The organism is Hyphomonas sp., from assembly GCF_022844445.1.
In the GTDB taxonomy this organism is placed as follows: domain Bacteria; phylum Pseudomonadota; class Alphaproteobacteria; order Caulobacterales; family Hyphomonadaceae; genus Hyphomonas.
In genome coordinates this window covers 107,948-121,450 of record NZ_JALHLS010000012.1, presented here as the reverse complement: position 1 = coordinate 121,450, position 13,503 = coordinate 107,948, and the positions used below count along the sequence as shown (strand labels likewise).

Below are 13,503 nucleotides of genomic sequence, written 5' to 3'. Positions count from 1 at the left end.
AACCGCCGAACACGATTCCACGCGAACCCTCTGGGCCCGCGTGCCGAACGTCTCGAACAGGAACGAGTCGGTGCCCGTAAGCCAGGCCTGACCGTTCATCGCGGCCAGCTCGTCGAAAAGCGCCCGACGCCGGTCCGGATCCAGGTGCGCCGCCGCCTCGTCGAGCAGCAGCAGCGGGTCCGGGCCTTCTCCGCTCACGGACAATGCACCCGCGGAGGCCAGCACCAGCCCGATCAGCAGCGCTTTCTGTTGACCGGTAGACGCCTCGCCCGCCGGCGCGCCGGACGGGCGGTGGATCACGCCAAGGTCAGACCGGTGCGGCCCGCTCAGCGTCCGGCCTGCGCCAATGTCGCGCCGCCGCCCGCTGCGATATGCTTCGACCAGCAGGTCGAATATCGCGCGGAAATCCTCGCCCTTCAGCGCGGCGTCCTCCGCCTCGCCCAGAAGAGACAGGTCCGCCTTCGGAAAATGCCCTTCCGGCCGCGCATCAATCGCGGTCTGCAGCTCCGCCAGTACAAGCGCGCGGTTCACAGCAATCTCTGCGCCGGCCTCTGCCAGCCGTGCTTCAATGGCGTCCGCCCAGGCCGGGTCGACATGCCCGCGCTCCAGCAGCGCGTTGCGTTCGGCCAATGCCTTCTCGTATCGCGTCGACGCGGTGCCATGCGAGGGCTGGTGCGCCATGACCAGCCGGTCGAAGAACCGCCGGCGTTCGGAGGCGCCGCCGCGGAACACGCCGTCCATCGCCGGCGTCAGCCAGATCAGACGCATCCGCTCGGCAAGGTCGCCGGGGCTTGCCGGTGCGCCGTCGATCCGCACCGCGCGCTTGGCCGGCCCCACGCCTTCCAGCGCGATGCCGATCTTCTGCTCGTCATCGATCGTCCCGGAAATCGTCCAGCCGCCTGGCGCGCCGTGCCGCGTCATCTCCGCCAGCTGCGCCGCGCGCAGTCCGCGCCCGGGTCCGAACTGGCTGATCGCTTCCAACAGGTTTGTCTTGCCCGCGCCATTGGAGCCGTAGAGACACACCGGCCGCCCATCAAGCTTCAGCGTGAGGCTCTCATAGTTGCGGAAATCGGTCAGGGTGAGGCGGGTGAGGGCGGTCATTCTTCGATTCAGGTTGGTTTCATTTTAGGCGGGAGGAGCGTTTTCGCATCTCAGATCAGATGTAAGCGGTCTGGGCGCAGGAGGCGAATGCGGGAATCACACGCGCCGCCTGTCCGGCGCGCGACTATTTCGCCCTTGGCAGCCAAGCGCCAGAGAATATGCTGCGCGCCAGCCGGTATTGGCCGTCATTTTTTCGGGGAAATCCATCGATGCGCATTCTTCTCACCATCGCCGCCGTCGCCACCGCGCTGGGCGCTCCGGCTGCTCAGGCGCAGGGGGGCGAGTTCATGTGGTGCACGGCGACGGCCGACAACGGCGTCGAGAAGACGTACTATTATTCCGCCTTCTTCGCAGCCGGTGCTTGGGAAGCCGATCGCAAGGCGTTCGCCTTCAAGGGGGAGGTCGAGGAGCAGGAAATCAGCGCCGCCACGGTGACCGCCACGTGCATGCCCCCGGCTGACCTGGACCAGGCTACGGCCTCCCGCAATGCGGCCATGAAAGCCGCGCCCGGCAGCGTGCTGAGCTGGGAAGGCTGACGCCGTCGCACATCGTCAGCCAGTGGAAGAGCGGCTGTGCCCGCCCACCGGTTGCGTCTCCCCAAGGCTTTCCATGCCGGTGATGATAAGGCGCGCCTTGCGGATCGCCTTCTGAACCGAAGGCAGGCCAAGGCTCGCCTTGTGGCGCTCTGCGTCGGTCGAGGTCTCGGTCACCCAGATCGCGTTCGCGATCGCCGGATTGCTGGCGACAATGTAGCTGAGGCAGCCCGGCATGTCGCGCAGGCCTTAGAGCAGATAGCCGACCAGTTCGTCGCGCTAGCCGTCGGCCGCCGTAAATTTCCCGATCAATCCGTGCACCGCGGTCTGCCCCTTCGGGCCGGTGGCGCAGGCGCCAGCGAAGACGGAAAGCGCTGCCGATCCCGCCACAAAATTCGGCGATCGACCTGGATGCCCTAGACCCGCAGCGGCATCAGCACGTAGCGCGCCGACTCGTCGGACGGGTCGAGCACCAACGCCGGCGAGGCGGGGTCATTGAACATGAACTCCGCTTCGCCCGCTTCAATCTGGCCCGCGATGTCGAGCAGGTATTTCGCGTTGAAGCCAATCTCCATCGGGTCAGAGGAATACTCCGCCTCGATTTCCTCATTGCCCGCGCCGGTCTCGGCATGGTTCACGGCCAGCGTCAGGCGGCCCTCGCTGAGGCTCATCTTCACCGATCGCGAGCGCTCAGCCGACACAGTCGACACCCGGTCGACCGCCGCTTCGAAGGCCTTGTTGTCGACCGTCAGTTTCTTGTCATTGCCCTTCGGGATCACGCGCGCGTAATCCGGGAAAGAGCCGTCGATCAGCTTCGAGGTCAGCACCGCACGTCCGGCGCGCACCACGATCTTGGTGTCGGACACGTCGACCGAGACTTCATCCTCGCGCCCGTCGATCAGGCGGCGGATCTCGTTGACGGTCTTGCGCGGCACGATCACGCCGGTCAGTTTCTCGCTTCCTTTCGGCGCCTTAAGTTCGGCCAGCGCCAGACGGTGGCCATCTGTGGCGACTGATCGCAGCACTGGCTTGCCGGCTTCGTTCTTGGCGGCATGCAGATAGATGCCGTTGAGATAATAGCGCGTCTCTTCGGTCGAGATCGCGAAGCGGGTCTTGTCAATCAGGCGGGCGAGATCGCGGGCTTCGAGGCTGAACGCCGTGCCGCCCTCGTCCGACGCCATGGTCTGGAAATCCGAAGCAGGCAGGGTGGGCAGCTCGAACTGCGAGCGGCCGGCCGTCAGCACCAGTCGGTGCGTTTCGGTGTTCAGCTCCATCAGCACTTCGGCGCCCGAAGGCAGCTTGCGCACCACGTCGAACAGCGTGCCGGCCGGCGCCGTGACCGCGCCTTCGCGCGACACCTTTGCCTCGGCCGAGTCCACGGCCTCTATGTCGAGGTCGGTGGCAGTCAGGCGCAACTCGCCCTTCTTGGCCTGCAAGAGCACGTTCGAAAGAATGGGGATCGTCGTGCGGCGCTCGACAATGTTCTGCACATGGCTCAGCGCGTTGAGCAGGTCACCACGTTCAATCGTCAGCTTCATCTTCGGGTCCGTCCATCACGGGAGCCGGCAGCCGGCTTGCCCCAATCCTCTAGTTTCTGTTTCCGCGAATGCCTGGTCCCTGTATTACAGGGAATCAGCCCGCTTCTCATCGGAAGCGGGCTTGAGACCCTTAAACAAGTTCAGCGAAAAGCCAAGCGGCGAGCGGGCCAGGCGCGCCAGTTGCCTCAGGTTTGACCGGCGTCAAGCAGGTCAAGGATCACGCCTTCGACCCGGGCGATGTCGTCGGCCAGGCGCGGATCGTCAGGCAGGGCCTTTTCGATACGCCGGAACGCGTAGAGCACTGTTGTGTGGTCGCGCTTGCCAAAGGCTCGCCCGATCTGCGGGAAGGACTTCCGGGTCATCGTGCGGCACAGATACATCGCCACCTGACGCGGATAGACGAAGCTCTGCATCTTGCTCGGTCCTTCAAGGTCGGCTCGGGCAATCGGAAAGATCTTCAGCGTCGCCTTCTTGATCACGTCGATCGTCGGCTCGCGCTGCTCGCCGGAATGCCGGCGGACGACCCGCTCCAGCATGTCCATGGTCGGCGTCTCCTGACCGAAATTGGCTTCGGTGAAGAGGCTCCACACGGCGCCTGTCAGTTCCCGGCCCGGGCCCCGGATGCCTGCGTTGAGTTTCTGGATCATGTCGTCCTCAAGCAGGAATTCGGGATGGCTCGCCGCAATATGGCGCGCGAGGCGGCAAAGGATCTCGCGGCGCATCGCGGCGTCGGGCAGGCCGATCTCGACCGCCGTGGCGCCCTTGATCTCGCTGCGCAGGCGCTGGCCGAAACCCACCGTCTCGCCCGGAGCGGCGTCGCCTACCAGCACGACCTGTCCGCCATTTCCGGTCACTTCACGGATGTTCTGCAGCATCTCGTTTTCCGTACCGGGTTTGCCGGCAATGCGGTGCAGGTCGTCCACGATCAGGATCGCCGCCGTGCGCAGGCGCCGTTTCAGCCCGCTCGTATCGCGGGCTTTGACGCCGTCCAGATAGGACGACATGAACTCTTCCGCAGTCAGGTAGACCACCTTGCGTTTCGGATCGCGCTTCGCGACGTCGGCTTTCAGCGCCATCACGATATGCGTCTTGCCGGTGCCCTGCGGGCCATAGATCAGCGTGATCGGTGTGCCAGCCGGCAGGCCTGCCGCAATCCGCTTCGCCACTTCTGCCGCCGTCTTGTTGGACGGGCCGGTGACGAGCGTCTCGAACGTCATCGCCGGGCCGCCCGAAAGCAGCGGAGAGTCTTCTGAACCGTCTGCCATGTCGGCCTCCGCCTCGACCGACCATGGGTCGCCGATCAGTTCGCGCAGTTCGGCCGAAACCGTCCGCCAACAGATCAATTTAATCGGGCGCCCCTGCGGGTCCATGCCCGCCCACAGTCGCTCGATCTCGCGCTTGTAGTCACGGCCCACGCGGTCAAGCGCAACCGGATCGCGGGCTGCGAGCAGCATTTCGCCGTCGACTTCCGCGACAAGACGCAGTTCCGCAATCCAGCGGAAGAATTCTTCCTCAGGCATGCGGGATTTCAGGACAGCCTGCACATCTTCCCAGACGCGCTGACCCGTGGCATCGCCACCGTCGTTTCCCTGTGATCCCTCATTTACGCGAGAAGCAAACAATCTCTTTCGGTCCATCACCGACCCCGTTTCTAGTTTTGATCGCTCTTTCCAACTCGCACACGACGCGCCCGGCAGGCCCCCGCCTGATACTCAAAATACTCTTTACCGGGACGATATTAGCTGGCAGGTGCGAAATTAGTCGGCACAGAATTTCATTACAAGTCCCTCTTTTTCTTGAACGCCTCAGTTAGCATGTTGACTTGTAGGGCGTGCCAAAAATGCACAGAAAATTCATGTGGTTGCAGCTGAAAAAAAGTTTTTTGTGAGCGTATGATCACGTTTGTTCGCAGAAGTTCTGTCAATCAGGAACATCCATATTAGGCTGTGGAAAAGTCGCTTTTGAACGATGCTTTGGCTACAGGGTAACACTCTCCTGAAAGAGCGTTTTTCCACCAACTCTAAATAGCGGACAGGGATCGCCCCGGCGCGGCCGAAGACCCCGTGATGCGTTCTGCGGCGGAGACAAAAACAAAGCCCGCCAGGATCATCTGGCGGGCTTTGATTTCAGGTCGCCCGGGGGCGCCTGATCTTCTGGTTCAGCCCATCGCCTTGACGCGGGCCGACAGGCGCGAAACCTTGCGCGAGGCGGTGTTCTTGTGGGCAACACCCTTGGTCACGGCGCGCATGATTTCCGGCTGGGCCACCTTCAGCGCCTCGGCCGCTGCGGCCTTGTCGCCCGAAGCAATGGCTTCTTCGACCTTGCGGACATAGGTGCGCACACGTGAGCGGCGGGCTTTGTTGACCTCAGTGCGCGCTTCGATCTTGCGCACCATCTTCTTGGCAGATTTCGTATTCGCCATCGTAAACTCCTGAAGCCCCGGGAAAGTCTCCCGTCAGGCCGAAGGCGGGGAGATACATAAACGGCGGGTAGGCGTCAACCGGACTCAGACGTGAAAAGCAGCCTCCCGGCGGGGTTTTCAGCGGTCCTTGAAGTGCGCCGTGCGCTTTTCGACGTAGGCTTTCATGCCTTCTTTCTGGTCATCGGTGGCAAAAAGCGAGTGGAACAGACGCCGTTCGAACTGGATGCCCTGTGCCAGCGGGGTCTCGTAGGCCGCGTTGATGGCCTCTTTGGTCATCATGGCCGCCGCCCGCGGCATAAGCGCAATGGTCCGGGCGAGGTCACGGGCCTCGTCCATCAGGTCGTCGGCCGGTACGATCCGGCTGATCAGGCCGCAGCGCTCGGCCTCCACGGCCTCCATCATGCGCCCGGTCAGGCAGAGTTCCATCGCCTTGGATTTGCCGATCACCCGTGCCAGCCGCTGGGTTCCGCCCGCGCCCGGCATTACGCCGAGCCGGATTTCCGGTTGTCCGAACCTGGCATTGTCGGCCGCCAGGATGATGTCGCACATCATCGCCAGTTCGCAGCCTCCGCCGATCGCATAGCCGCCCACCGCTGCGATCAGCGGCTTGCGGGTCCGCGCCGCGCGCTCCCAGTTCCGGGTGATGAAGTCCTCATAGTAGGACTGCGGGAAGGTTTTTGCCTGGATCTCCTTGACGTCCGCGCCCCCCGAGAAGGCCTTCCGCGATCCGGTGAGGATGATGCAGTGAACCTTGTTGTCGGCCTCGAACCTGTCGAACGCCGCCGAAAGCTCCGACATCATCTCCTCGCAGAGCGCGTTCAGCGTCTCCGGCCGGTTCATCTGGATGACGGCAAAGCCGTCTTCGGCGTCGATCTCGGTGATCAGGGTCTTGTAGGACATGGGGGCTTTCCGGGCGGGGGTGCGCTGTGAGGGGCTGCGTTAACGCGGGTAGGTCCGGCAGGCGCGGGACGGCGGCGATGGTGCAGGGCGGGCCTCGGTAAAATGTGGCAAACTCGGGGCGCTATACGCCAAGGCCGTGGGCTTGTCACCCGGTGCGGCCATGCGTCCTGTCCAAGCTGCCACCAGCCATCTATATCCGCTGCATGAGTGACACCCCCTCCCGGCCTGCAGATCCCGAACGCAACCGCCTCTCGGGACGCATCGCGCGCACCGCCAAGGTCGGCGCGAACCTTTCGGGCGCCGGCCTGGCCTTTGCGGCCCAGTCGCTGTTCGGCGGCGATGAAGGCGACCAGCGCATCGCCAAGGCCCTCGCCGCCGCCCTCGGCAAGTCCAAGGGCCCGCTGATGAAGATTGCGCAGCTCGTCTCGACGATCCCGGATTTCCTTCCGCCGGAATACGCCGCCGAGCTCAGCCAGCTGCAGGCCGAGGCGCCCGCGATGGGCTGGCCCTTCGTCAAACGCCGCATGCGCGCCGAACTCGGGGAAGGGTGGGAGACGAAGTTCGCGAGCTTCGGCCGCGACGCCGCCCATGCCGCGTCCCTCGGCCAGGTGCACCGCGCGACCCTGCACGATGGCCGAGAGGTTGCCTGCAAGCTGCAATACCCGGACATGGCCAGCGCGGTGGAATCCGATGTCGGCCAGCTGCGCACGCTCCTCGGTGTCTTCAAGCGCATGGACGGCTCCATTGATGCCGATGCGATGGTCGAGGAAATCACTGACCGCCTGCGCGAGGAACTGGACTATGCCCGCGAGGCGAAACACATGGCCCTCTACGGCGCCATGCTGGCGGACAAGTCCTTCGTCTCCGTGCCGCAGCTCGTGCCTGAACTCTCTGCCGAACGCCTGCTCACGATGACCTGGCTCTCAGGCGGCAAGCTCTCGAGCTTCGAGACCGCGCCGCAGGAGGTGCGCAACCACATCGCCGAAATGCTGTTCTGGACCTGGTGGGCGCCGATGAACTCCTACGCCGTCATCCACGGCGATCCCCACCTCGGCAACTATCAGGTCACCGGCGGCGGCACCGGCATCAACCTGCTCGACTTCGGCTGCGTCCGCATCTTTCCGCCCAAGTTCGTCGGCGGCGTCGTCGATCTCTACCGCGCCATGCTGACCGACGATTTCGACGCCGCATACGCCGCCTACGAAACCTGGGGCTTCGAGAACTTGTCGCGCGAACTGGTTGAAGTACTCAACGTCTGGGCCCGCTTCATCTACGGCCCGATCATCGACGACCGCGTGCGTTCCGTCGCCGATGGCATCAAGCCCGGCGAATACGGCCGCAAGGAAGCCTTCCGTGTCCGCCAGCTCCTGAAAGAGAAGGGGCCCGTGAAGATCCCGCGCGAATTCGTCTTCATGGACCGCGCCGCCATCGGCCTCGGCGCCGCCTACCTGCGCCTTGGCGCGGAGCTGAACTTCCACCGCCTGTTCGAACAAAGCCTCGAAGGATTTTCCATCGACACCGTCGCCGCGCGTCAGGCGGCCGCGCTTAAACAGGCTGGCCTGGCGTGAAGCAGCCGGGTTGGCTTTCGCTTGTCTCGCTGCGCGAAGTCGGCCCGATCGCCGTGCTCGGCATCATCGCGTTTGGCCTGCTGGGCTTTGCCGAACTGGCCGATGAAGTGTTCGAGCACAAGACCCATAGCTTCGACACCGCCATCCTCACCTTCCTGCGCATGCCGGAAGACACGTCCACGCCCATCGGCCCGCCTTGGCTGCTCAATGCGCTGACCGACATCACGGCGCTCGGCGGCTACGCTGTCCTTACGCTACTCACCCTCGGCGCGGCGGCCTACCGCCTCGTTCGCAACGACCGCGCTGGCGCGCTGGTTATCGCCGCCGCCGTTGGCTCCGGCGCCCTCCTGGGCAATCTCCTGAAGCTCGGCTTCGATCGTCCGCGCCCGGACATTGTCGAACACCTCACTCACGCCGCCAGTTCCAGCTTTCCCAGCGGCCACGCCACGCTCGCCGCGGCAACCTATCTCACGCTCGGCGCCCTGATAGCGCGCGGCCAGCCAAACCGCAGCCTAAAGGCGCTCGTCCTCAGCGGCGCCATCCTGATCACCATTCTCGTCGGCTTCAGCCGCGTCTATCTCGGGGTCCACTGGCCCACCGACGTGCTCGCCGGCTGGTGCCTCGGCGCTGCGTGGGCGGCCCTCTGGTGGCTCGTCCTCCTGCGCCTCAAGCCGTCCATCGAAGAAACGCGGTCCGCAAACACCTGACCAGCCACCGGTGCTGGCTCATGCCATCTCGAACCGGATCGGCACTTCCTTGGGACCGCACACGAAGTTTGCCTGTGTGCGCCGGGCCGGGCCGCTAAGTTCCACCGACTTCAGGCGCGGCAGAAGTTCTTCCCACAGCACGCGCATCTCCATGCGCCCGAGGTGCTGGCCAAGACAGACGTGCGCGCCGTAGCCGAACGCGACATGCTTGTTCGGCGTGCGGTCGGCCTTGAACGTGTAGGCATCGTCGAACACCGCCTCGTCGCGATTGCCTGACGGATAGGAGAGGAATAGCCAGTCACCCTTCCTGATCGCCTTGCCCGCGACTTCCGTGTCCGCCGTCGCCGTGCGCATGAAGTGTTTCACCGGCGTCTCCCAACGGATCGACTCTTCCACCATCGCGGGGATCAGCGACAGGTCGTCTTTCACTTTCCGAAACTCGCCAGGGTTCTCCGCCAGCGCCCAAAGCGCCCCGGCGGTCGTATTGGAGGTCGTGTCATGCCCGGCGGTCGCCGCAATGATATAGTAGCTCATTGCCTCAAGGTGGCCGAGCGGTTGTCCGTATACAGCGCCGTTCGCAATCACGCTGGCGAGGTCCTCGCGCGGGGTCTTCCGGCGGTCCTCGGTCATCGCGTTGAAATAGGTCATGAAGTCCAGCACGGTTGCGTTGATCATGTTCAACGCCTCGCCCGCGTCCTGCATCTCCTTGCCGGCGCGGTTCACGTCCGGGTCCTGCGTGCCGAACAGTTCCTGCGTCAGCTTCAGCATGCGCGGCTCGTCCGCCGCTGGCACGCCGAGCACTTCCATGATCACGTGCAGTGGATAGAGGAAGGCCACATCCCGCGCAAAGTCGCACTCGGTGCCTTTTTCCGCCATCTTGTCGATGAAGCCGCGCGCAATCTCGCGGATTCGGCCTTCGAGCCCCCGCAGGTTCTGCGGCATGAACCAGGATTGGGTCAGGCGGCGGTACTGCATGTGGTCGGGGTTATCCATCTGCACGAGCGAGCGCAGCAGGTTCGGCGAGCCGCCCATCATCTCGCGTACGCGCCTGTCGGCCTCGATCGTGGTCAGCGTCGCCGAGCGGTCCTCGTTGTGGAACAGATCGTTCTGGCGCTCGATATTGAGAATATCGGCGTGGCGGGTGACGACCCAGAAGGGATCGAAGCCCTCGACTTCGGCCACATCCAATGGCGCATTCTTGCGGAGCCAGGCAAATGCGGCATGCGACCGGTTCCAGTCGCCATAGGCTTTCGGATCAACAACGTCCTGCGCGATTTCCTTGGGTATGGTCATGCGTGTCCTCCCTGAACACCTTTGCCGGAGCGCCCGGCCTCAGCCTGAGAGATACTACAAACTTGCTATACAGCCAACAAATATGTTAGAGGTGCGACATGAAGAACACAAGCGCTGATCCCGCCACGGCCACTCCGCGCCTGACCCAGGCCGAACGGCGCGACCGATCGGAGCGCGAGCTGATCGCGGCGGCCATCAAGGTCGTGGCGGAGCAGGGTGTCTCGGCCGCCACGTTCGATGCGATCGCGCGTGATGCCGGTTTCTCGCGCGGCCTCGTCACCCAGCGGTTCGGCTCCAAGGAAGGCCTGATCCGCTCGCTGATCTGGCACCTGCACCAGTGGCAGGGAGAAATCCTTGAGGACGGCCACGTCGCGGAGATGGACGGGCTCGAGGCACTCTGCGCCTTCGTCCAGCTGCACTGCAATACAATGACGGTCCAGTCCGAGAGCGCGGCCTATTTCATGCTGCTCGCTGCCGCGGTGGCCGACCGGCTGGAGACGCGCGCCGCGTTCGCAGAGTCGCATGAGGTCGAGCGTGTGCTGATCCGGGCCTTCATCGAGCGCGGCCAGAAGAGCGGCCATATCCGTCCCGAGATCGATGCCGATGCCGAGGCGCTGATGGCAGGCTGCAGCCTGCTCGGCCTGCGGATGCAATGCCTGATCGACCCGTCTTTTGATCCGGCGCCGGTGCGGGACGCCCTCGTCGGTGCGCTGCGGGATCATCTGAAGATCAAGACCGGAAAGGGGAAGCGCCCATGAGCGCGCCATTCAAGACCTGGCAATGCAGGACCTGCGGCTACATCTATGACGAAGCGGAAGGCGACGCGGGCGAGGGGCTCGCACCGGGCACCCGCTGGGCCGACATTCCGGGCAGCTGGATCTGCCCGCTCTGCGGCACGCCGAAGGCCGAGTTCGACATGGTCGAGCTCTAGCGCGCGGCGATCCGCTGACACCTGCCGCTGGCCGTCTCGCAGTCCATCCGGTCGACATCAAGCAGGTCGCCGAACGGGTTCAGTGTTGAGGGATCGTCCACCTTCAGCGTCAGCGCATAGGCCTCGCCGATGTTTTCTGCGCTGCGGAAGAAGGACACCGATGTACCGGCACAGATAGTCTTCGTCTCGCCGGGCTGCAGCGACTGGGCCGAGAGGCCGGGCGCGGTGGCGATCCATTTGCCCCGCTCGTCATGCAGCGTCAGGAAGAAGCGCAGCTTCCGGTTCGAGGCATTGCGCGCCTCGGCGCAGGCTTCCAGATGAGGGGTGCCTCCGAGCCCGGCGCTCACGGTCTGGGTAACGGCGCCGAACTGGCCTTCGGTCACGCCGCGCGGATAAAGCATCGAACCGAAGCGGGAATTGACTGCCCGGAAATAGGTGTAGGCCGCCACTTCGCAGGCACCGTGCTTGCCGGGTGCGGCAGCCTTCGGCCAGTTGGCATCGCAGGCTTCGCGCATGTCGTGCAGGAAGTCGGCGTCGCAGACGCCCTGGTCCAGCAGCCCAGAGCGGTAGCAGGCATCGTGAAACTTGCAGGCTTCCAGGAAGGGCCCATCCGGCACGACGGCGTCGAGGAGGTCGCGGCCCCCGCAAGCGTCCAGCGGCTCGCGCGAGCCCATGACCGAGGCAGAGACCACCGCATTGTCCCTGGCCCTGCCTTTGGCCAGCGCGGCGGGAGCCAGCAGGCTGGCGGCGAGGGCGAGGGTCATCAGTGTGCGAAGCATGGAACAAATGCTTTGCGATCCCCGATGGCAAATTCAAGGCATCCCTTGCAGTTGCCCCGGTCCTGGGTTTATCCCCCGCCCATGACTGACGATTTCAACCGCTACCAGACCACCGAGCTTCCCCCCGGTTATGCCCAGCTTGCCTGGCATCGCGGCTTTGGTCGCCAGATCGGCCCGCTGTTCGAGAAACGCGAGAACGGCCACCTGACGCGCGCCTTCCGGGTGGAGGAGTATCACACCAACGGCATGCTCAACGCGCATGGCGGGATGCTGATGACCTTCGCCGACATGGCCTGGGGCGGCGCCGTAGAGAACGACGAGGACACCTGGTGGGTCACCGTCCGGCTGCTTTGCGACTTCCTCGCCGGCGCGCCGCTCGGCAGCTTCGTCGAAGGCGATGGCGTCGTGGTCGGCCAGCAGGACGACATCATCACGGTCGAAGGCCGAATCTGGACCGGCGACAAGACGATCATGCGTGGCACCGGCATCTTCAAGATCATCCCGAGGCGTGACGGCGCTCCGATACGCGAGGCGGCGGCGGCAAAGGCGAAGACCTAGGGCTGAGGCCCAGAACCCCTCTCCCGCATTGCAGGAGAGGGGCCCCGAAGGGCTTCAGCCTAGCGGCGCTTTCTCTTTCGCGCTGGTCTTCCACAGCGAGTAGAGGATCGCCCCGCCGAGGAAAGCGATGGTCAGCATCAGCGACCATTGCGGCTCGAGGTAGGGCACGAGGTGCAGCTGCTTGTAGAGCAGGAAGTTCCAGAAGATCTTCAAGCCGATCAGCACCAGCACCAGCGACAGACCGTACTTGAGATACTTGAACCGCTCGATCGCGGCGGCCAGCATGAAGTACATCGACCGCAGGCCGAGGATGGCGAAGATGTTCGACGTGTAAACGATGAACGGGTCACGCGTGACCGCGAAGATTGCCGGCACCGAGTCCACTGCGAACACGATATCCACAGCCTCGACCATGATCACGCAGAGCAGCAGCGGCGTGCCCCAGAGGACCAGCTTGCCGGTGACCGGATGCGGCTTGCGCACCACGAAATTGTGGTTCTCGATAGTGTCGGTGATCCGAAGGCGTTTCCTCAGGAATTTCAGGACCGGGTTCTCGTTGAGGTCCATGTGGTCGTCATCTCCGCCGCCGGAGAGCAGCATTTTGCCGCCGGTGAAGATCAGGAAGGCGGCGAAGAAGTAGAGCACCCAGGTGAACTCGTTCACGATCGCGGCGCCCAGTGAGATGAAAATGCCCCGGAAGACAATGGCGCCGATGATGCCCCAGAATAGAACGCGGTGCTGGTACTCGCGTGGCACGGCGAAGAAGGTGAACACCATGCCGATGACGAAGATGTTGTCGAAGGCCAGGGCTGTTTCCAGCAGGTAGCCGGTGGCGAACTGGATTGTGGCCTGGGCGTTCAGGTTATCGGGTTCGTTGTAGAACTGCGGGTCGGGCTCATAGCCGAAGTAAACATAGAAGCCGAAGGCTACCGCGAGCGAGGCGAAGCACGCCCACATGATGGCGCTCTTCTTGGGGGAGACGACTTCGTCCTTCTTGTTCAGGAGGCCGAGATCGACCCAAAGCAGGAAGGCGATGAAGGAGAGGAAGGCGAACCACAACCAAACAGGTTGGCCCGCGTAAGTAACGGTCAGGAATTCAGGCATGGGGGTGACAGGGGTCCGGAAAGGCGCGCCGCGTTTGCGCAATATCCGTGAGGGATCCGACATCGCATC

General features: G+C 64.0%; 15 protein-coding genes. 6 read left to right on the top strand and 9 right to left on the bottom strand.

Going from position 1 to position 13,503, the window contains the following annotated elements; translation table 11 throughout:
• Window positions 1–1,101 (bottom strand): DNA replication/repair protein RecF (gene recF, locus Q0C17_RS13775; RefSeq protein WP_291207444.1); only part of this gene is annotated, 1,101 nt, incomplete at its 3' end.
• A 209-nt stretch (window positions 1,102–1,310) separates the two neighbouring features.
• Here recF and Q0C17_RS13770 point away from each other — a divergent pair.
• On the top strand, window positions 1,311–1,637 hold the full coding sequence (locus tag Q0C17_RS13770; RefSeq protein WP_291207441.1) for a hypothetical protein: 327 nt from the start codon (window positions 1,311–1,313) through the stop codon (window positions 1,635–1,637).
• A gap of 15 nt (window positions 1,638–1,652) precedes the next feature.
• On the opposite strand, the gene Q0C17_RS13765 is transcribed toward Q0C17_RS13770, so the two are convergent.
• From Q0C17_RS13765 to Q0C17_RS13745, 5 genes are all read right to left on the bottom strand, one after another.
• Window positions 1,653–1,871, bottom strand: coding sequence for an antibiotic biosynthesis monooxygenase (locus Q0C17_RS13765; RefSeq protein WP_291207438.1), 219 nt, complete (start codon window positions 1,869–1,871; stop codon window positions 1,653–1,655).
• A gap of 179 nt (window positions 1,872–2,050) precedes the next feature.
• The gene (gene dnaN, locus Q0C17_RS13760) at window positions 2,051–3,172 is read right to left on the bottom strand and encodes a DNA polymerase III subunit beta (RefSeq protein ID WP_291207435.1); all 1,122 of its coding nucleotides are present in this window, start codon (window positions 3,170–3,172) and stop codon (window positions 2,051–2,053) included.
• A gap of 185 nt (window positions 3,173–3,357) precedes the next feature.
• Window positions 3,358–4,809: a chromosomal replication initiator protein DnaA gene (locus Q0C17_RS13755; RefSeq protein WP_291207431.1), complete on the bottom strand. Its 1,452-nt coding sequence runs from the start codon at window positions 4,807–4,809 to the stop codon at window positions 3,358–3,360.
• Between the two features lie 521 nt (window positions 4,810–5,330).
• Window positions 5,331–5,594: a 30S ribosomal protein S20 gene (gene rpsT, locus Q0C17_RS13750; protein ID WP_291207428.1), complete on the bottom strand. Its 264-nt coding sequence runs from the start codon at window positions 5,592–5,594 to the stop codon at window positions 5,331–5,333.
• A gap of 117 nt (window positions 5,595–5,711) precedes the next feature.
• Complete coding sequence (locus tag Q0C17_RS13745; protein WP_291207425.1) at window positions 5,712–6,494, bottom strand: enoyl-CoA hydratase; 783 nt, start codon at window positions 6,492–6,494, stop codon at window positions 5,712–5,714.
• 203 nt (window positions 6,495–6,697) lie between these two features.
• Here Q0C17_RS13745 and Q0C17_RS13740 point away from each other — a divergent pair, with 203 nt between their 5' ends.
• On the top strand, window positions 6,698–8,062 hold the full coding sequence (locus Q0C17_RS13740) for an AarF/ABC1/UbiB kinase family protein (RefSeq protein WP_291207422.1): 1,365 nt from the start codon (window positions 6,698–6,700) through the stop codon (window positions 8,060–8,062).
• Window positions 8,059–8,769, top strand: a complete 711-nt coding sequence (locus Q0C17_RS13735; protein ID WP_291207419.1) for a phosphatase PAP2 family protein — start codon at window positions 8,059–8,061, stop codon at window positions 8,767–8,769. Before Q0C17_RS13740 ends, Q0C17_RS13735 begins: the two co-directional genes overlap by 4 nt.
• A gap of 18 nt (window positions 8,770–8,787) precedes the next feature.
• Here Q0C17_RS13735 and Q0C17_RS13730 read toward each other — a convergent pair whose 3' ends face one another.
• Window positions 8,788–10,062 carry a cytochrome P450 gene (locus Q0C17_RS13730; RefSeq protein ID WP_291207416.1) on the bottom strand — a complete coding sequence of 425 codons (1,275 nt, stop codon included), beginning with the start codon at window positions 10,060–10,062 and terminating at the stop codon, window positions 8,788–8,790.
• Window positions 10,063–10,160: 98 nt separating this feature from the next.
• Here Q0C17_RS13730 and Q0C17_RS13725 point away from each other — a divergent pair, with 98 nt between their 5' ends.
• Complete coding sequence (locus tag Q0C17_RS13725; RefSeq protein ID WP_291207413.1) at window positions 10,161–10,820, top strand: TetR/AcrR family transcriptional regulator; 660 nt, start codon at window positions 10,161–10,163, stop codon at window positions 10,818–10,820.
• The gene (locus Q0C17_RS13720; RefSeq protein WP_291207410.1) at window positions 10,817–10,993 is read left to right on the top strand and encodes a rubredoxin; all 177 of its coding nucleotides are present in this window, start codon (window positions 10,817–10,819) and stop codon (window positions 10,991–10,993) included. The genes Q0C17_RS13725 and Q0C17_RS13720 overlap by 4 nt, the downstream gene beginning before the upstream one ends.
• On the opposite strand, the gene Q0C17_RS13715 is transcribed toward Q0C17_RS13720, so the two are convergent.
• Window positions 10,990–11,772: a hypothetical protein gene (locus Q0C17_RS13715; protein ID WP_291207407.1), complete on the bottom strand. Its 783-nt coding sequence runs from the start codon at window positions 11,770–11,772 to the stop codon at window positions 10,990–10,992. The two genes, Q0C17_RS13720 and Q0C17_RS13715, sit on opposite strands and share 4 nt — an antisense overlap.
• 81 nt (window positions 11,773–11,853) lie before the next feature.
• Here Q0C17_RS13715 and Q0C17_RS13710 point away from each other — a divergent pair, with 81 nt between their 5' ends.
• Window positions 11,854–12,330 carry a PaaI family thioesterase gene (locus tag Q0C17_RS13710; protein WP_291207404.1) on the top strand — a complete coding sequence of 159 codons (477 nt, stop codon included), beginning with the start codon at window positions 11,854–11,856 and terminating at the stop codon, window positions 12,328–12,330.
• Window positions 12,331–12,384: 54 nt separating this feature from the next.
• On the opposite strand, the gene Q0C17_RS13705 is transcribed toward Q0C17_RS13710, so the two are convergent.
• Window positions 12,385–13,434 (bottom strand): TerC family protein, encoded by a 1,050-nt coding sequence (locus tag Q0C17_RS13705; protein ID WP_291207401.1) that lies wholly within the window; start codon window positions 13,432–13,434, stop codon window positions 12,385–12,387.
• Between the last annotated feature and the right edge of the window lie 69 nt (window positions 13,435–13,503).